At 61.3% G+C, this 17,084-nt stretch carries 17 protein-coding genes and 1 tRNA gene; all 18 read left to right on the top strand.

Annotated elements, in window-relative coordinates:
• The first annotated feature begins 111 nt into the window (after positions 1 to 111).
• The 18 genes from tpiA to ACZCWR_RS12795 all read left to right on the top strand — a co-directional run bounded on the left by tpiA (position 112) and on the right by ACZCWR_RS12795 (position 17,051).
• On the top strand, positions 112 to 882 hold the full coding sequence (tpiA, locus tag ACZCWR_RS12880) for a triose-phosphate isomerase (protein WP_487301130.1): 771 nt from the start codon (positions 112 to 114) through the stop codon (positions 880 to 882).
• 79 nt (positions 883 to 961) lie between these two features.
• Complete coding sequence (gene secG / locus ACZCWR_RS12875) at positions 962 to 1,351, top strand: preprotein translocase subunit SecG (protein ID WP_487301129.1); 390 nt, start codon at positions 962 to 964, stop codon at positions 1,349 to 1,351.
• Between the two features lie 137 nt (positions 1,352 to 1,488).
• Positions 1,489 to 1,573 (top strand) — tRNA-Leu (locus tag ACZCWR_RS12870).
• A gap of 173 nt (positions 1,574 to 1,746) precedes the next feature.
• Positions 1,747 to 2,106, top strand: a complete 360-nt coding sequence (locus tag ACZCWR_RS12865) for an NADH-quinone oxidoreductase subunit A (RefSeq protein WP_487301128.1) — start codon at positions 1,747 to 1,749, stop codon at positions 2,104 to 2,106.
• 61 nt (positions 2,107 to 2,167) lie between these two features.
• Entirely contained in the window at positions 2,168 to 2,647 is a 480-nt protein-coding gene (locus ACZCWR_RS12860) for a NuoB/complex I 20 kDa subunit family protein (protein WP_006052903.1), read from the top strand.
• 20 nt (positions 2,648 to 2,667) lie between these two features.
• Complete coding sequence (locus tag ACZCWR_RS12855) at positions 2,668 to 3,270, top strand: NADH-quinone oxidoreductase subunit C (RefSeq protein ID WP_487301127.1); 603 nt, start codon at positions 2,668 to 2,670, stop codon at positions 3,268 to 3,270.
• Between the two features lie 9 nt (positions 3,271 to 3,279).
• Entirely contained in the window at positions 3,280 to 4,533 is a 1,254-nt protein-coding gene (locus ACZCWR_RS12850) for an NADH-quinone oxidoreductase subunit D (protein ID WP_487301126.1), read from the top strand.
• A 155-nt stretch (positions 4,534 to 4,688) separates the two neighbouring features.
• On the top strand, positions 4,689 to 5,174 hold the full coding sequence (nuoE, locus tag ACZCWR_RS12845) for an NADH-quinone oxidoreductase subunit NuoE (protein ID WP_487301125.1): 486 nt from the start codon (positions 4,689 to 4,691) through the stop codon (positions 5,172 to 5,174).
• A complete protein-coding gene (nuoF, locus tag ACZCWR_RS12840) occupies positions 5,171 to 6,490 on the top strand; it encodes an NADH-quinone oxidoreductase subunit NuoF (RefSeq protein ID WP_487301124.1) in 1,320 nt (439 codons plus the stop codon). The genes nuoE and nuoF overlap by 4 nt, the downstream gene beginning before the upstream one ends.
• 51 nt (positions 6,491 to 6,541) lie before the next feature.
• Entirely contained in the window at positions 6,542 to 8,881 is a 2,340-nt protein-coding gene (gene nuoG / locus ACZCWR_RS12835) for an NADH-quinone oxidoreductase subunit NuoG (protein WP_487301123.1), read from the top strand.
• Positions 8,882 to 9,946, top strand: a complete 1,065-nt coding sequence (gene nuoH / locus ACZCWR_RS12830; protein ID WP_487301122.1) for an NADH-quinone oxidoreductase subunit NuoH — start codon at positions 8,882 to 8,884, stop codon at positions 9,944 to 9,946. It abuts the gene before it with no gap.
• Between the two features lie 37 nt (positions 9,947 to 9,983).
• Positions 9,984 to 10,472: an NADH-quinone oxidoreductase subunit NuoI gene (gene nuoI, locus ACZCWR_RS12825; RefSeq protein ID WP_008341734.1), complete on the top strand. Its 489-nt coding sequence runs from the start codon at positions 9,984 to 9,986 to the stop codon at positions 10,470 to 10,472.
• Between the two features lie 165 nt (positions 10,473 to 10,637).
• Entirely contained in the window at positions 10,638 to 11,315 is a 678-nt protein-coding gene (locus ACZCWR_RS12820) for an NADH-quinone oxidoreductase subunit J (RefSeq protein WP_487301121.1), read from the top strand.
• Positions 11,316 to 11,335: 20 nt separating this feature from the next.
• Entirely contained in the window at positions 11,336 to 11,641 is a 306-nt protein-coding gene (gene nuoK, locus ACZCWR_RS12815; protein ID WP_031360677.1) for an NADH-quinone oxidoreductase subunit NuoK, read from the top strand.
• An 18-nt stretch (positions 11,642 to 11,659) separates the two neighbouring features.
• Positions 11,660 to 13,720, top strand: coding sequence for an NADH-quinone oxidoreductase subunit L (nuoL, locus tag ACZCWR_RS12810; RefSeq protein ID WP_487301120.1), 2,061 nt, complete (start codon positions 11,660 to 11,662; stop codon positions 13,718 to 13,720).
• A gap of 13 nt (positions 13,721 to 13,733) precedes the next feature.
• Entirely contained in the window at positions 13,734 to 15,233 is a 1,500-nt protein-coding gene (locus ACZCWR_RS12805; protein WP_487301119.1) for an NADH-quinone oxidoreductase subunit M, read from the top strand.
• A 25-nt stretch (positions 15,234 to 15,258) separates the two neighbouring features.
• A complete protein-coding gene (gene nuoN / locus ACZCWR_RS12800; protein ID WP_487301118.1) occupies positions 15,259 to 16,731 on the top strand; it encodes an NADH-quinone oxidoreductase subunit NuoN in 1,473 nt (490 codons plus the stop codon).
• On the top strand, positions 16,731 to 17,051 hold the full coding sequence (locus tag ACZCWR_RS12795; protein WP_487301117.1) for a DUF2818 family protein: 321 nt from the start codon (positions 16,731 to 16,733) through the stop codon (positions 17,049 to 17,051). Before nuoN ends, ACZCWR_RS12795 begins: the two co-directional genes overlap by 1 nt.
• Positions 17,052 to 17,084 lie beyond the last annotated feature (33 nt).

The raw sequence follows: 17,084 nt of genomic DNA, 5'->3' as shown, positions 1-17,084 counted from the left end.
GGTTCCAGCGGTTCAATCCAACAACAGGGCGGCGCTCTCATCCGGAGGCAGAACAAACCGGAGCAGGCAAAAAATCGAGTCGCCGCCGAATCAGAGAGTTTGGCGAGACTTATGTCCAGAGAGCGAGCAAAACTGGTGGTGGGCAACTGGAAGATGCATGGCCGCATCAAGGAAAACGCGGCCTTGCTGACCGAAGTCGCGGCGGGGGCATCGGCTTTGCAGAAGAGTGTGCGGGTGGGCGTTTGCGTGCCGTGCCCGTATCTCGCGCAGTCGCAGGCGTTGTTGAGCGGCTCGGTGGTCCGTTGGGGCGTGCAGGATGTTTCCGCGCACTCGCACGGCGCCTACACCGGCGAAGTAGCAGCGGAAATGGCGGCGGATTTCGGCGTGACTTACGCGATCGTCGGGCATTCGGAGCGTCGGGCGTATCATGGCGAAACGCCGGAACTGGTGGCCGAAAAAGCGCTGCGTGCGTTGAGCGCGCATCTCACGCCCATTCTTTGTCTGGGCGAAACACTGGAGCAGCGCGAGTCGGGGCAGACCGAGCAGGTCATCGCCACGCAACTCGATGCGGTGTTGACGGCGTTGACGCCGGAGCAGGCCGCGAAGATCGTGGTGGCCTACGAGCCCGTCTGGGCGATTGGCACGGGCAAGAGCGCATCGACCGGACAGGCGCAGGACGTTCATGCGTTCGTGCGCGGCAAGCTGGCCGAAGCGGGCGAAGCAGTCGCGAACGTGTCCATTCTGTACGGCGGCAGCGTGAAGCCGGAGAATGCCAAGGAATTGTTCGGGCAACGAGATATCGACGGCGGGCTGATCGGCGGCGCGTCGCTGAAGTCGAAGGATTTTCTGGCGATCTGCCAGGCCGCACAGGCCGCTCAATAACGGGCGTTCGTGCGGGTGAATCGAAAGAGGCATCGCGATAATCGCGTGTCACGGAAACATCAAGATCAGGTGAGTTGAGATGCTGTATTTGAAGACATTGATTGTCGTCGTCCAGTTGTTGTCGGCGTTGGGCGTGATCGGGCTGGTGCTCTTGCAGCACGGCAAGGGCGCGGACATGGGTGCGGCGTTCGGCAGTGGTGCATCGGGCAGTTTGTTCGGTGCGACGGGTTCTGCAAACTTTTTGTCGCGCACGACTGCGGTTCTCGCGGCGGTCTTCTTCGTGACCACGCTCGCGTTGACTTACCTCGGTAGCTACAAGACGCAGGCATCGGCAGGTTTGTTGGGTGCCGCACCTGCGACATCGGCACCGGCGGCGGCAAAGTCGGCTTCGGCACCGGCGATGGCGGCTCCTGCTGCGTCTGCTGCCGCACCCGCTGCGCCTGCATCCGGCTCTGACGTACCGAAGTAATGCATAGTCAGCGAAGAACAAATATTTCGCGTTATCCGCTTTTTGTGCGTTGAACAATTCGCATGGGGTGGTTATAATTCAAGTCTTGAAGCGATTCGCGGCAATAAAGAAGTTGTTTTCCCGGATTGCAGTACAGTGCCGACGTGGTGAAATTGGTAGACACGCTATCTTGAGGGGGTAGTGGCGAAAGCTGTGCGAGTTCGAGTCTCGCCGTCGGCACCAAAGTTATCCAATGCCAGCCGCTGCTTCGCTTCGGCTGGCATTGTCACTTCTGGAGTACCCTTACGTTATGGTTGTATTCGTGAGCGGTCCCAAGTGATTTCGCGCCGGGCGGTTTGTCCCGGCAGCAGTGCCTCAATCAACAACAGACCACATCTACCGATCAGAGGATAGCCTTGAACCTCGCACCCTATTACCCCGTCTTCTTGTTTCTGCTGGTAGGCCTCGGTTTAGGTATAGCGTTGGTTAGCATTGGCAAGATTCTCGGTCCCAACAGACCTGACACCGAGAAGAATGCGCCGTACGAATGCGGCTTCGAAGCGTTCGAAGACGCGCGTATGAAGTTCGATGTACGGTACTATCTCGTCGCGATTCTATTCATCATTTTCGATCTCGAAACGGCGTTCCTGTTCCCGTGGGGTGTTTCCCTGCGCGACATCGGATGGCCGGGCTTCATGGCCATGATGATCTTTCTGCTCGAATTTTTGCTTGGGTTCGCCTACATCTGGAGAAAGGGCGGGCTCGACTGGGAATGACGGTCAGATCACCGGATTCATGGGCGGCTTTGGCTGGCGGCTCATCTGGAGTGGAAAACAAATGAGTATCGAAGGGGTCTTGAAAGAAGGCTTTGTCACCACCACGGCTGACAAGCTCATCAACTGGACGCGCACCGGCTCCCTGTGGCCGATGACGTTCGGTCTCGCGTGTTGTGCGGTCGAGATGATGCATGCGGGCGCGGCCCGCTACGATCTGGACCGCTTCGGCGTGGTGTTCCGCCCGAGTCCGCGCCAGTCGGATGTCATGATCGTCGCCGGCACGCTCTGCAACAAGATGGCGCCCGCGCTCCGTAAGGTGTACGACCAGATGGCCGAGCCGCGCTGGGTGATCTCCATGGGTTCGTGCGCCAACGGCGGCGGCTACTACCACTATTCGTATTCCGTCGTGCGTGGCTGTGACCGTATCGTTCCAGTGGATGTCTACGTTCCGGGCTGCCCGCCGACCGCCGAAGCGCTCGTCTACGGCGTGATCCAGTTGCAGGCGAAGATTCGCCGCACCAACACCATCGCCCGTCAGTAAGGGCTGAGCCTCCCGAAACTATGGCAAGCAAACTCGAGACCCTCAAAGCGAATCTCGAGACGGCAATTGGCGGCCGTCTCCTGAGCATCACGGATTCGCTCGGGCAAATGACGATCGTGGTCAAGGCGGACCACTACCTGGACGTCTGCAAGGAACTGCGCGACAACCGTTCGCTCGGCTTCGAACAGTGCATGGACGTGGCCGGCGTCGACTACTCGACCTTCGGTGAAGGCGCGTATGACGGCCCGCGTTTCGCGGCGGTGCTGCATCTGCTGTCGGTGTCGAACAACTGGCGCGTTCGCGTTCGCGTATTTGCTCCGGACGACGAAGTGCCTATCGTGCCGTCCGTCGTCGATATCTGGTCGTCGGCGAACTGGTACGAGCGCGAGGCGTTCGACCTCTACGGCATCGTGTTCGAAGGCCATCCGGATTTGCGCCGCATTCTCACGGACTATGGTTTCATCGGCCATCCGTTCCGCAAGGACTTCCCGATTTCCGGCTACGTCGAAATGCGTTACGACCCGGAAGAGAAGCGCGTCGTGTATCAGCCCGTGACGATCGAACCGCGCGAGATCATCCCGCGCGTGATCCGTGAAGATCGCTACGGCGGTCTGAAACATTAAGAGAACGCCATGGCAGAGATCAAGAATTACACGCTGAACTTCGGCCCCCAACACCCTGCCGCGCACGGCGTGCTGCGTCTCGTGCTCGAACTGGATGGCGAAGTCATCCAGCGCGCCGACCCGCATATCGGCCTGCTGCATCGTGCGACCGAAAAGCTCGCGGAAACCAAGACTTTCATCCAGTCCGTTCCGTACATGGACCGTCTCGACTACGTGTCGATGATGGTCAACGAGCACGGCTATGTGCTCGCCATCGAAAAGTTGCTCGGCATCGACGTGCCGGTGCGCGCGAAGTACATCCGCGTGCTGTTCGACGAAATCACGCGCGTTCTGAACCATTTGATGTGGATCGGTTCGCACGCGCTGGACGTCGGCGCGATGGCCGTGTTCCTCTACGCCTTCCGCGAACGCGAAGATTTGATGGACGTGTACGAGGCGGTGTCGGGCGCGCGCATGCACGCGGCCTACTATCGTCCGGGCGGCGTCTATCGCGACTTGCCTGACGCGATGCCGCAATACAAGGCGTCCAAGATTCGCAATGCGAAGGCGTTGGACCGGATGAACGAGACGCGTCAGGGTTCGTTGCTCGACTTCATCGAAGACTTCTTCAACCGCTTCCCGGGTTGCGTCGACGAGTACGAAACCTTGCTCACCGACAACCGTATCTGGAAGCAGCGCTTGGTGGGCATCGGCGTGGTGAGTCCGGAGCGCGCGTTGCAGATGGGCTTTTCCGGCGCCATGTTGCGTGGCTCGGGCATCGAATGGGATCTGCGCAAGAAGCAGCCGTACGAAGTGTATGACCAGCTCGACTTCGATATCCCGGTGGGCGTGAACGGCGATTGCTACGACCGTTACCTCGTGCGCGTCGAGGAAATGCGGCAGTCCGTGCGCATCGCCAAACAGTGCATTGACTGGCTGCGCAAGAATCCCGGCCCTGTGATGGTCGATAATCACAAGGTTGCGCCGCCGTCGCGCGTCGGCATGAAGAGCAACATGGAAGAGCTGATTCACCACTTCAAGCTCTTCACCGAAGGCTTCCATGTACCCGAAGGCGAGACGTATGCCGCGGTCGAGCATCCGAAGGGCGAGTTCGGCATCTATCTGGTGTCGGACGGCGCGAACAAGCCGTACCGCCTGAAGATTCGCGCGCCAGGTTACGCGCACCTTGCCGCGCTCGATGAAATGGCGCGTGGTCACATGATCGCCGATGCCGTGACGATCATCGGCACGCAGGACATCGTGTTCGGCGAGATCGATCGCTGAGCACGCAGGGCGCCAGGTTGCGACAGCGTCGCCATGAATCGCCGTGAAGCGAAAGCGAAGCAGCACTAACAGGAAACCGCAGGACGCCAGGTCTGCCGCAAGCCAACGCGCGGCAGGTTTTCGTTCGGTAGGAATTGAAAGAGTCGTGTCTGAAAATGATCTCAGCTGAAGGCCTGAAAGAAATCGATCGCGCGGTCGCGAAATATCCGCCCGAGCAGAAGCAATCGGCGGTGATGGCCGCATTGGCTGTCGCTCAGGAAGAGCACGGCTGGCTGTCGCCCGAACTCATGGAGTTCGTCGCCACCTACCTGAGCATGGCGCCGGTCGCCGTGCAGGAAGTGGCCACGTTCTACACCATGTTCGAACTGAAGCCGGTGGGCCGCCACAAGATCACGCTGTGCACGAACTTGCCCTGCCAACTCGGCCCGGACGGCGGCTCGGACAGCGCGGCGCAATATTTGAAGCAGAAGCTTGGAATCGATTTCGGCGAAACCACGCCGGACGGCAAATTCACGCTGAAGGAAGGCGAGTGCTTCGGCGCTTGCGGCGATGCGCCCGTGGTGCTGGTGAACAACCATCGCATGTGCAGCTTCCTGAGCCGCGAGAAGATCGACCAGTTGATCGAGGAACTTTCGAAATGACGTCACTCCACGATCGTCACATCAAGCCGCTGATCCTCGCCGGTCTCAATGGCGAGAACTGGCATCTCGAAGATTACGTCGCGCGCGGCGGCTACAAGCAACTGCGCCGTATTCTCGAAGAGAAGATTTCGCCCGAGCAGGTCATCGCCGACGTGAAAGCGTCGGGTCTGCGTGGCCGAGGCGGCGCGGGCTTCCCGACCGGCCTGAAGTGGAGCTTCATGCCGCGTCAGTTTCCGGGGCAGAAGTATCTCGTCTGCAACTCGGACGAAGGCGAGCCGGGCACGTTCAAGGACCGCGACATCCTGCGCTGGAACCCGCATTCGCTGATCGAAGGCATGGCCATCGGCGCGTATGCCATGGGTATCACCGTGGGTTTCAACTATATCCACGGCGAGATTTTCGAGGTCTACCGCGTGTTCGAGCAGGCGCTGGAAGAAGCGCGTGCGGCCGGTTATCTCGGCGCGAACATTCTGGGCTCCGGCTTCTCGTTCGAGCTTCATGCGCACCACGGTTACGGCGCGTATATCTGCGGCGAGGAAACCGCGTTGCTCGAATCGCTGGAAGGCAAGAAGGGCCAGCCGCGCTTCAAGCCGCCGTTCCCGGCGAGCTTCGGCGTGTATGGCAAGCCGACCACGATCAACAACACCGAGACCTTCGCGGCCGTGCCGTTCCTGCTCGAAATCGGTCCGCAGAATTACCTCGAAATCGGCAAGCCGAACAACGGCGGCACGAAGATCTTCTCCGTGTCGGGCGATGTGAACCGTCCGGGCAATTACGAAGTCCCGCTCGGCACGCCGTTCGCCACGTTGATGGAACTCGCCGGCGGCGTGCGCGGCCAGTCGATCAAGGCCGTGATTCCGGGTGGTTCGTCCGCGCCGGTCGTCCCCGGTGACGCCATGCTCAAGACCGACATGGACTACGATGCCATCGCCAAGCAAGGCTCCATGCTGGGCTCGGGCGCGGTCATCGTCATGAACGAAACGCGCTGCATGGTGCGCTCGCTCTTGCGTCTGTCGTACTTCTATTACGAGGAGTCATGCGGTCAGTGCACGCCGTGCCGTGAAGGCACGGGCTGGCTGTATCGCGTGGTGCATCGGATCGAGCATGGGCTCGGGCGCAAGGAAGATCTCGATCTCCTGAACTCGGTCGCGGAAAACATCATGGGGCGCACCATCTGCGCGCTCGGCGATGCAGCGGCCATGCCCGTGCGCGGCATGCTCAAGCATTTCTGGAACGAATTCGAATATCACGTCGAGCACAAGCATTGTCTCGTCGGCGGGCACGCTCACGCGCCGTCGGAAGCGCTTACCGCGTAATCAGGCGCGCAGCAGTTGCGCGAGATAAGAGGTTGAGGACCATTCCCCATCATGGTTGAACTAGAAATTGACGGCAAGTCGGTCGAGGTGCCCGAAGGCAGCATGGTGATCCAGGCTGCGCATAAGGTCGATACTTACATCCCTCACTTCTGCTATCACAAGAAGCTGTCGATCGCGGCGAACTGCCGCATGTGCCTCGTCGAAGTCGAGAAGATGCCGAAGGCCGTTCCCGCCTGCGCCACGCCGGTATCGAACGGCATGGTCGTGCGCACCACCTCCGACAAGGCTGTGAAGGCCCAGCAATCGGTGATGGAATTTCTGCTCATCAACCACCCGCTGGATTGCCCGATCTGCGATCAGGGCGGCGAGTGCCAGTTGCAGGATCTGGCCGTGGGTTACGGCAAGTCGCAGTCGCGCTACAGCGAAGAAAAGCGCGTGGTGTTCCACAAGAACGTGGGACCGCTCATCTCCATGGAGGAGATGTCGCGCTGCATCCACTGCACGCGCTGCGTGCGCTTCGGCCAGGAAGTGGCCGGCGTGATGGAACTCGGCATGCTGGGCCGCGGCGAGCATTCGGAAATCACGTCCTTCGTCGGCAAGACGGTGGATTCGGAACTCTCGGGCAACATGATCGACCTGTGCCCGGTCGGTGCGCTCACGAGCAAGCCGTTCCGCTACAGCGCGCGGACGTGGGAACTGTCGCGCCGCAAGTCGGTGAGCCCGCATGATTCCGTGGGCGCGAACCTCGTCGTGCAGGTGAAGAACAACCGCGTCATGCGCGTCCTGCCGATGGAAAACGAGTCCATCAACGAATGCTGGATCTCGGACAAGGACCGCTTCTCCTACGAGAGCCTGAACAGCGAAGAACGTCTCACCACGCCGATGCTCAAGCAAGGCGGCCAGTGGATCGAAACCGACTGGCAGACCGCGCTCGAATACGTGGCAAAGGGCATCAACGGCATCAAGGCGGATCATGGCGCGAACGCCATCGCCGCGCTCGGCACGCCGCACAGCACGGTCGAGGAACTGCATCTGCTCAAGGCGCTGGCTGAAGGCGTCGGCACGCCGAACGTCGATTTCCGTCTGCGTCAGAACGATTTCTCCGCGCCGGTCGGCGTGGGCGCGCCGTGGCTCGGCGTGAGCATCGCGGACTTGTCGATGATCGACACCGCGTTCGTGATCGGCTCGTTCCTGCGCCGCGATCATCCGCTGTTTGCGGCACGTCTGCGTCAGGCGGCCAAGAGCGGCGCCATGGTCACCTTCCTCAACGCCAGCAACGACGACTCGCTGATTCCGACCGCGCATCGTCTGGTCGCGGCGCCTTCGGCGTGGCTCGATCAGCTTGCGGGCATCGCGGCGGCGGTGTCGGAAGCGCGCGGCGTCGCGATGCCGGACGCGTTCGCGGGCCGCGAAGTATCGGCGGCGGCGAAGGATGTCGCGGCATCGCTCTCCGCTGGCGAAAAGCGCGTCGTGTTGCTTGGCAACGTGGCGGTTCAGCATCCCGATTTCGCGCAGATTCAGGCGGCCGCGCAATGGATCGCCGATAACACCGGCGCCACGCTCGGCTTCCTCACGGAAGGCGCGAACTCGGTCGGCGCGTATCTCGTCGATGCGCTCCCCGGCGAAGGCGGCCTGAACGCGCGCGAAGTCTTTGAGCAGCCGCGCAAGGGTTATGTGCTGCTCAACGCCGAACCCGAATTCGACACGGCCAACCCGGCACAAGCCATCGCCGCGCTCAAGGCTGCGGAAATGGTCGTCGTGATGTCGCCGTTCAAGCACGGTCTCGATTACGCGGACGTGCTCCTGCCGATCGCGCCGTACACCGAAACATCAGGCACGTTCGTCAATGCCGAAGGCACGCCGCAGTCGTTCAACGGCGTGGTGCGTGCGCTTGGCGACACGCGTCCGGGTTGGAAGGTGCTGCGCGTGATCGGCTCGATCCTCGGCTTGCGCGGCTTCGATTTCGACACGGCGGAAGAAGTGCGCGTCGCGGCGCTCGGCACGGGCGAACTCAGCGCGCGTCTGTCGAACAAGACGTCGGTTGCGGCCACGCGGGCGGCATCGAACGTCGTGCTGAACGGCAGCGGCCTGCAACGTCTGGCCGATGTGCCGATCTATCACGCCGATCCGCTCGTGCGCCGCGCGCCGTCGCTGCATCTCACGACGGCGGCCCGCAACGCGAACGTCGCCGGTCTGCCGACCGCGCTGTTCGACCGGCTCGGCCTGAAGGATGGCGAGCCCGTGCGCATCAAACAAGGCAACTTGTCGGTGACGCTGCCCGCCGTTCGCGATGCGAATCTGGCGGAAGCGGTGGTCCGCGTGTCGGCGGGCACGACGGCTGGCGCCGCGCTCGGCGGCCTGTTCGGTGAACTGGTAGTGGAGAAGGCGTAAATGGGCTTGTTCGATACGATCAACGCAGGCGGCACGCAGATTCTGGGCGTTGCATGGCCGACGGTATGGGCGCTGGTGCGCATTGTCGTGGTGGCCGTGGTCATCCTGCTCTGCGTGGCGTACCTGATTCTCTGGGAACGCAAGCTCATCGGCTGGATGCACGTTCGTCTCGGCCCGAACCGTGTCGGTCCCGCAGGCCTCTTGCAGCCGATCGCGGACGTGCTGAAGCTGCTGCTCAAGGAAGTCATTCAGCCGTCGGCCGCAAGCAAGTGGATCTACGTGATCGCGCCGATCATGACCGTGGTGCCGGCCTTTGCCGTGTGGGCGGTGATTCCGTTCCAGGCGCAGGCGGTGCTCGGCAACATCAACGCGGGCCTGCTGTACGTGATGGCGATCTCGTCCATCGGCGTGTACGGCGTGATTCTCGCGGGCTGGGCGTCGAACTCGAAGTACGCGTTCCTCGGCGCCATGCGCGCGGCGGCGCAGATGGTGTCCTACGAAATCTCGATGGGCTTCGCGCTCGTCGTGGTGCTGATGGTCGCAGGCACGCTGAACATGTCGGATATCGTGCACTCGCAGCAGCGCGGCATCTTCGCCAACTTCGGCGTCAATTTCCTGTCGTGGAACTGGCTGCCGCTGTTGCCGATGTTCGTCGTGTACTTCATCTCGGGCATCGCGGAAACGAACCGTCACCCGTTCGACGTGGTGGAAGGCGAGTCGGAAATCGTCGCGGGCCACATGATCGATTACTCCGGCATGGCGTTCGCGCTGTTCTTCCTGGCCGAGTACATCAACATGATCGTGATCTCGGCGATCGCCACGACGCTGTTCCTCGGCGGCTGGGATGCACCGTTCGGCTTCCTGACGTTCATTCCGGGCGTATTCTGGTTCGCCTTCAAGGTTTTCCTGCTGCTGTCGGTCTTCATCTGGGCGCGCGCGACTTTCCCGCGCTACCGCTATGACCAGATCATGCGGTTGGGCTGGAAGGTATTTCTGCCGGTGTCGGTGGTCTGGGTGGTGGTGGTCGGTTTCTGGATCATGTCGCCGCTGAACATCTGGAAGTAATGGGACAAGCGGGACCAAGCGCGGACGCGAAATCATCATGAACGCAATACAGAACTTCTTTAAGACCTTCTTCCTGACCGAACTGCTCAAGGGTCTGGCGCTGACGGGACGCTACACGTTCCAGCGCAAGATCACGGTGCAGTTCCCCGAGGAAAAGACGCCGATCTCCCCGCGTTTTCGCGGCCTGCACGCGCTGCGCCGCTATGAAAACGGCGAGGAGCGGTGCATTGCCTGCAAGTTGTGCGAGGCCGTGTGCCCGGCGATGGCGATCACGATCGAATCGGAAACGCGCGCGGACAACACGCGCCGCACGACGCGCTACGACATCGACCTGACCAAGTGCATCTTCTGCGGTTTCTGCGAGGAAAGCTGCCCGGTCGATTCGATCGTCGAGACGCATATCCTCGAATATCACGGCGAGAAGCGCGGCGACCTGTACTTCACGAAGGACATGCTGCTCGCGGTGGGCGACCGTTACGAAACGGAAATCGCTGCGTCGAAGGCGGCGGACGCGCCTTATCGTTGATTGATGCAGTGAAGCCGGCGTGTAGATTCGCCGGCAATGAAGCGATGTAGCTGTATCGGCACATTGCAGTGCGCGTCGAGGGCGGGCTCGGTCCACGAGGAGGACTCGAGCCGGAAGCGCCGACACACCATGCCTGAATGATGGCCTAACGATGAACCGGTAATCATGGAATTCACAACCGTACTGTTCTATATCTTCGCGCTGCTGCTGACGATGTCCGCGCTGAAGGTGATCACCTCGCGCAACCCGGTGTCGTCCGCGCTGTTCCTGGTGCTCTCGTTCTTCAACGCCGCCGCCATCTGGATGCTGCTGGAAGCCGAATTCCTCGCGATCCTGCTGGTGCTCGTCTACGTTGGCGCGGTGATGGTGCTGTTCCTGTTCGTGGTCATGATGCTGGACATCAACATCGACGAACTGCGGCGCGACTTCAAACGTTTCGTGCCGCTCGCGAGCCTCGTGGGCGCGATCATCGTGATCGAAACGGCGCTCATTCTGTGGCACGGCTTCGGCGCGACGGTCACGCCGGTGGTCGGCGCGGCGGTCAGCGGCGCGGGCGTCATGCCGAACACGCAACTGATCGGCAAGGTCATCTACACGGATTACATCTTCGCGTTCGAAATCGCGGGACTGGTGCTGCTGGTCGCGATCATCGCGGCGATTTCGCTGACCATTCGCGACAAGAAGGACAAGAAAACGCAAACCGTCAGCCAGCAGGTCAAGGTGCGCCGCGAAGATCGCGTGCGTCTCGTGAAGATGCAGTCGGAGAAGTCGGCGCCCGACGCTTCGACGGAACCTGCCGTCACCGGAAACATCGGTGCCGGCACGGTGGACAACAAGGGCTGAGCACCGAAGGAGATAACAATATGTTGAGTCTTGCCCATTACCTGGTGCTCGGCGCGATCCTGTTTGCGATCAGCATCGTCGGCATCTTCCTGAACCGCCGCAACGTCATCATCATCTTGATGGCCATCGAGCTGATGCTGCTCGCGGTGAACACCAATTTCGTCGCGTTCTCACACTATCTGGGCGATATCCACGGCCAGATCTTCGTGTTCTTCGTGCTGACCGTCGCCGCGGCCGAAGCCGCGATCGGTCTCGCGATTCTCGTGACCCTGTTCCGCAGCCTCGACACGATCAATGTCGAGGACCTCGATCAGCTCAAAGGTTAAATTCAGGCCAGGCCAGTTATGTCGACGACACTCAATGAAAACCTCCTGCTCGCGGTTCCTCTGGCGCCGCTCGCCGGTTCGCTGATCGCGGGGCTGCTCGGGAAAATGATCGGCCGTCGCGGCGCGCACAGCGTCACGATTCTCGGCGTGTTCATCTCCCTCGTTCTCTCGGTGATGGTCTATGCCGATGTCATGCAGGGCGCAAGCTTCAACGCGACCGTGTACGAGTGGATGAACATCGGCTCGCTCAAGATGGAAGTCGGCTTCCTGGTCGATTCCCTCACGGCCATGATGATGGTCATCGTGACCTTCGTCTCGCTGATGGTGCACATCTACACGATCGGCTACATGGCAGACGAGGAAGTGGGCTACGAGCGCTTCTTCTCGTATATCTCGCTGTTCACGTTCTCCATGCTGATGCTCGTCATGAGCAACAACTTCCTGCAGTTGTTCTTCGGCTGGGAAGCGGTGGGTCTGGTGTCGTACCTGCTGATCGGCTTCTACTTCACGCGTGAAAGCGCCATCTACGCGAACATGAAGGCGTTCATCGTGAACCGCGTGGGCGACTTCGGCTTCCTGCTCGGCATCGGGCTGATTCTCGCGTTCACCGGCTCGCTCAATTACGGCGATGTCTTCGCGCAGGGCGACAAGCTCGCGGGCCTGACTTTCCCGGGCACGGACTGGGGTTTGCTGTCGGCGGCGTGCATCTGCCTGTTCATCGGCGCGATGGGTAAGTCCGCGCAGTTCCCGCTGCACGTGTGGCTGCCCGATTCCATGGAAGGCCCGACGCCGATCTCCGCGCTGATTCACGCGGCAACCATGGTGACGGCCGGTATCTTCATGGTCACGCGCATGTCGCCGCTGTTCGAGCATTCGGATGCGGCGCTCTCGTTCGTCACGGTCATCGGCGCGATCACGGCCTTGTTCATGGGCTTTCTGGGCGTGGTGCAGAACGACATCAAGCGCGTGGTGGCGTATTCCACGCTCTCGCAGCTCGGTTACATGACGGTCGCGCTCGGCGTGTCGGCGTATCCGGTCGCGGTGTTCCACCTCGGCACGCACGCGTTCTTCAAGGCGCTGCTGTTCCTTGGCGCGGGTTCGGTCATCATCGGCATGCACCACGATCAGGACATGCGCAACATGGGCGGCCTGGCGAAGTACATGCCGATCACGTGGATCACGTCGCTGCTCGGTTCGCTCGCGCTGATCGGCACGCCGTTCTTCTCCGGCTTCTATTCGAAAGACTCGATCATCGATGCGGTGAAGCTTTCGCATCTGCCGGGTTCGGGTTTCGCGTACTTCGCGGTGGTGGCGAGCGTGTTCGTCACGGCGCTGTACTCGTTCCGCATGTATTTCCTCGTGTTCCACGGCCCGGAGCGTTTCCGCGGTCCGAAGCACCCCGATTCGCCGATGGGGCAGGCCGAAGCGCATGGTCACGGTCACGACTCGCACGGTCATGACGATCATGGTCACGGCCCGCATATTCCGCACGAAAGCCCGCTGGTCGTCACGCTGCCGCTCATCTTGCTGGCGATTCCGTCGGTCATCATCGGCGCGATCATGATCGGCCCGATGCTCTACGGCGATTTCTTCTCGCACGGCGTGGCGTTCGACAAGGTCATCTTCATCGGCGAGAACCACGAAGCGCTCAAGGAAATGGCCGGTGAATTCCACGGCTGGTTCGCCATGGGTCTGCATTCGGTCGCGGGTCTGCCGGTGTGGCTGGCGCTCGCGGGCGTGGTCGTCGCGTGGTTCCTGTACATGAAGCGTCCCGATCTGCCGCCGGTCATCGCGAAGCGGTTCGGCCCGATCTACACGCTGCTGGACAACAAGTACTACTGCGACAAGATCAACGAAGTCGTGTTCGCCAAGGGCGCGGTCGCCATCGGCCGTGGCTTGTGGAAAGAGGGCGATGTGGTCGTGATCGACGGCATCGTCAATGGCAGCGCGCGGTTCATGGGCTGGTTCGCCGGGGTGATCCGCTTCCTTCAATCCGGATACATCTACCACTACGCGTTCGCCATGATTATCGGCATGTTGGGGCTCTTGACCCTGTTTGTGACGCTCGGCGGCAAATAAGGCGAGGGAACCCATGCATTCATTTCCGATTCTCAGCGTCGCCATCTGGCTGCCGATCCTTTTCGGCCTGTTGGTCCTCGCGGTAGGTAACGATCAGAACCCGATGCCCGCGCGCTGGATCGCGCTCATCGGCTCGGTGCTCGGGCTGATCGTGACGATTCCGCTCATCACCGGCTTCGATACCTCGACGGCCGCGTTGCAGTTCGTCGAGCAGTCCAACTGGATCGAGCGCTTCAACATCACGTACCACCTGGGCGTCGATGGCATCTCGATGTGGTTCGTCGTGCTCACCGCGCTCATCACGGTGATCGTCGTGATCGCCGGCTGGGAAGTGATCACCTCGCGCGTGTCGCAGTACATGGCCGCGTTCCTGATCCTCTCGGGCATCATGATCGGCGTGTTCTCGTCGGCGGATGGCCTGCTGTTCTACGTGTTCTTCGAGGCCACGCTCATTCCGATGTACATCATCATCGGTGTGTGGGGCGGCCCGAACCGCGTGTATGCGGCCTTCAAGTTCTTCCTCTACACGCTGGCCGGTTCGCTCCTGATGCTGGTCGCGCTGCTGTACCTGTACACGCAGACGCACACCTTCGATCTCGCGACGTGGCATGAAGCGAAGATCGCCATGACGCCGCAGGTGCTGCTGTTCATCGCGTTCTTCCTGGCCTTCGCGGTCAAGGTGCCGATGTGGCCGGTCCACACGTGGCTGCCGGATGCGCACGTCGAAGCGCCCACGGGCGGCTCGGTCGTGCTGGCGGCGATCATGCTGAAGCTCGGCGCGTACGGTTTCCTGCGCTTCTCGCTGCCGATCGCGCCGGACGCGAGCCATTTCCTTGCGCCGGTCGTCATCACGCTGTCGCTGATCGCGGTGATCTACATCGGGCTGGTCGCGCTGGTGCAGGCCGACATGAAGAAGCTCGTCGCGTATTCGTCGATTGCGCACATGGGCTTCGTCACGCTCGGCTTCTTCATGTTCGGACCGTCGAGCCAGCTCGGCATGGAAGGCGGCATCATCCAGATGATTTCGCACGGTTTCGTCTCGGGCGCGATGTTCCTCTCCATCGGCGTGCTGTACGACCGTGTGCACTCGCGCCAGATTTCGGATTACGGCGGCGTCGTGAACACCATGCCCAAGTTCGCCGCGTTCGCCATGCTGTTCGCGATGGCCAACTGCGGTCTGCCGGGCACCTCGGGTTTCGTCGGCGAATTCATGGTGATTCTGGCGGCGGTGAAGTTCAACTTCTGGATCGGCTTCCTCGCGACCTTCACGCTGATTCTCGGCGCGGCCTATACGCTGTGGATGTACAAGCGCGTGTACTTCGGCGCGGTCGCCAACGATCACGTCGCGAAGCTCGCGGACATCAACAAGCGTGAGATGTTCATGCTCGTGGTGCTGGCGGCGTTCACGCTGTACATGGGCCTCTATCCGAAGCCCTTCACCGATGTGATGCACGCGTCGGTGGCCAATTTGCTTTCCCACGTCGCGCAGTCCAAGCTGCCGCTGGCTCAGTAACGCTGGGCGGAGGAACTACAAGATCATGCAAAACGCCCCTATGAGTCTCATGTGGCCGGACGGCCTTCTGATGGCGGCGGTCGTCATCGCCTGGCTGAACGACACCATCTTCGGTCAGGCGAGCCGCCGCACCACGTATCTGATCGCGCTGGTCTCGACCATCGTCGTTGGCGTGGGGTTCGCCTTCACCGCGCTCAATCCGACGCCCGCGTACTTCTTCTCGCGCATGTATATCGTCGATCCGTTCGCGAGCGCGATGAAAGCGGTCGTGTGCCTGGGTTACGCTGTATCGATCGTCTACTCGAAGAAGTATCTGGAAGACCGCGATCTGTTCCGCGGCGACTTCTTCCTGCTCGGCCTGTTTTCGCTGCTCGGCCAGTGCACGATGATTTCGGGCAACAACTTCCTGACGCTGTACCTCGGTCTGGAACTGATGTCGTTGTCGCTGTATGCGGTCATCGCGCTGCGCAAGGATTCGACGCAGGCCAATGAATCGGCGATGAAGTATTACGTGCTCGGCGCGCTGGCATCCGGCTTCTTGCTGTATGGCATCTCCATGCTGTACGGCGCGACCGGCTCGCTCGAACTGAACGAAGTCTTCAAGGCGGTGGCTTCGGGCCGCATCAACGACGCGGTGTTGCTGTTCGGCGTGATCTTCATCGTCGCGGGCGTGGCGTTCAAGATGGGCGCGGTGCCGTTCCATATGTGGGTGCCGGACGTGTATCAGGGCGCACCGACCGCCATGACGCTGCTTACCGGTGGCGGCCCGAAGGTCGCGGCGTTCGCGTGGGGGCTGCGCTTCCTCGTCATGGGCCTGCTGCCGTTCGCGGTCGACTGGCAGGAAATGCTGGTGATTCTCGCGGCGCTTTCGCTGATCGTCGGCAACGTGACCGGGATCGTGCAGAAGAACATCAAGCGGATGCTGGCGTACTCGGCCATCTCGAACATGGGCTTCGTGCTGCTCGGGCTACTGTCGGGCGTGGTGGACAACAAGGTCGATGGCGCGGCGAGCGCCTACGGTTCGGCCATGTTCTACAGCATCGTCTATCTCATCACGACGCTCGGCAGCTTCGGCGTGGTCATGTTGCTCGCGCGCCGCGACTTCGAAGCCGAAACGCTCGAAGACTTCAAGGGCTTGAACCAGCGCAGCCCGGTGTTCGCGTTCGTCATGATGATCATGATGTTCTCGCTCGCCGGTATCCCGCCGACGGTCGGCTTCTACGCGAAGCTCGCCGTGCTCGAAGCGACGATGAACGCCGGTCTGACGTGGCTCGCCGTGCTGGCCGTGCTGACCTCGCTGGTGGGCGCGTTCTACTACCTGCGTATCGTCAAGCTCATGTACTTCGATGCGCCGACGGATCAGTCGCCCATCGTCGCGGGCAGCCTGAACCGCTCGCTGCTTGCCTTCAACGGTCTGGCCGTGCTCGTGCTCGGTCTGGTGCCGGGTCCGCTGATGACGGCTTGCCTGCAAGCAATCACGCATACGCTGCCGCTGTAATGTCGGCTGCGGGTTGGTTTATCGTGTTGTTGGCGCTGGTCGGCGCCAACGTGCCGTTTCTGAATCAGCGTCTTTTTGCCGTCGTTCCGGTGCCGCTTCCCGCGCCAGCGGGGCGCCGGGCGGCGAAGAAGAGTGTGTGGATCCGCATCGGCGAATTGATCGCGCTGTACTTCGTCGTGGGCGTGCTCGGGTTCATGCTCGAAGCGCGCGCGGGCAATCGGTTCGATCAGGGATGGCAGTTTTATGCCATCACTTTCTGTCTCTTTCTCGTGTTCGCCTTTCCGGGCTTCACCTATCAATATCTCGTCAAGCGCCGCTGACGGCATGTGCCGTCGGTGGCTTGTTTGCTTTTA

This window comes from Caballeronia sp. A2-2 (genome assembly GCF_057612605.2).
This window is presented reverse-complemented; position numbering and strand designations above follow the sequence as displayed.

Excerpts from the sequence above, each read along its gene's own strand:
- ACZCWR_RS12860 (WP_006052903.1), top strand. The coding sequence starts at position 2,168 with ATGAGTATCGAAGGGGTCTTGAAAGAAGGCTTTGTCACCACCACGGCT.
- nuoF (WP_487301124.1), top strand. The coding sequence starts at position 5,171 with ATGACGTCACTCCACGATCGTCACATCAAGCCGCTGATCCTCGCCGGT.
- nuoL (WP_487301120.1), top strand. The coding sequence starts at position 11,660 with ATGTCGACGACACTCAATGAAAACCTCCTGCTCGCGGTTCCTCTGGCG.
- nuoG (WP_487301123.1), top strand. The coding sequence starts at position 6,542 with ATGGTTGAACTAGAAATTGACGGCAAGTCGGTCGAGGTGCCCGAAGGC.
- ACZCWR_RS12850 (WP_487301126.1), top strand. The coding sequence starts at position 3,280 with ATGGCAGAGATCAAGAATTACACGCTGAACTTCGGCCCCCAACACCCT.
- nuoH (WP_487301122.1), top strand. The coding sequence starts at position 8,882 with ATGGGCTTGTTCGATACGATCAACGCAGGCGGCACGCAGATTCTGGGC.
- ACZCWR_RS12795 (WP_487301117.1), top strand. The coding sequence starts at position 16,731 with ATGTCGGCTGCGGGTTGGTTTATCGTGTTGTTGGCGCTGGTCGGCGCC.
- nuoE (WP_487301125.1), top strand. The coding sequence starts at position 4,689 with ATGATCTCAGCTGAAGGCCTGAAAGAAATCGATCGCGCGGTCGCGAAA.
- ACZCWR_RS12805 (WP_487301119.1), top strand. The coding sequence starts at position 13,734 with ATGCATTCATTTCCGATTCTCAGCGTCGCCATCTGGCTGCCGATCCTT.
- nuoI (WP_008341734.1), top strand. The coding sequence starts at position 9,984 with ATGAACGCAATACAGAACTTCTTTAAGACCTTCTTCCTGACCGAACTG.
- secG (WP_487301129.1), top strand. The coding sequence starts at position 962 with ATGCTGTATTTGAAGACATTGATTGTCGTCGTCCAGTTGTTGTCGGCG.
- nuoK (WP_031360677.1), top strand. The coding sequence starts at position 11,336 with ATGTTGAGTCTTGCCCATTACCTGGTGCTCGGCGCGATCCTGTTTGCG.
- tpiA (WP_487301130.1), top strand. The coding sequence starts at position 112 with ATGTCCAGAGAGCGAGCAAAACTGGTGGTGGGCAACTGGAAGATGCAT.
- nuoN (WP_487301118.1), top strand. The coding sequence starts at position 15,259 with ATGCAAAACGCCCCTATGAGTCTCATGTGGCCGGACGGCCTTCTGATG.
- ACZCWR_RS12820 (WP_487301121.1), top strand. The coding sequence starts at position 10,638 with ATGGAATTCACAACCGTACTGTTCTATATCTTCGCGCTGCTGCTGACG.
- ACZCWR_RS12855 (WP_487301127.1), top strand. The coding sequence starts at position 2,668 with ATGGCAAGCAAACTCGAGACCCTCAAAGCGAATCTCGAGACGGCAATT.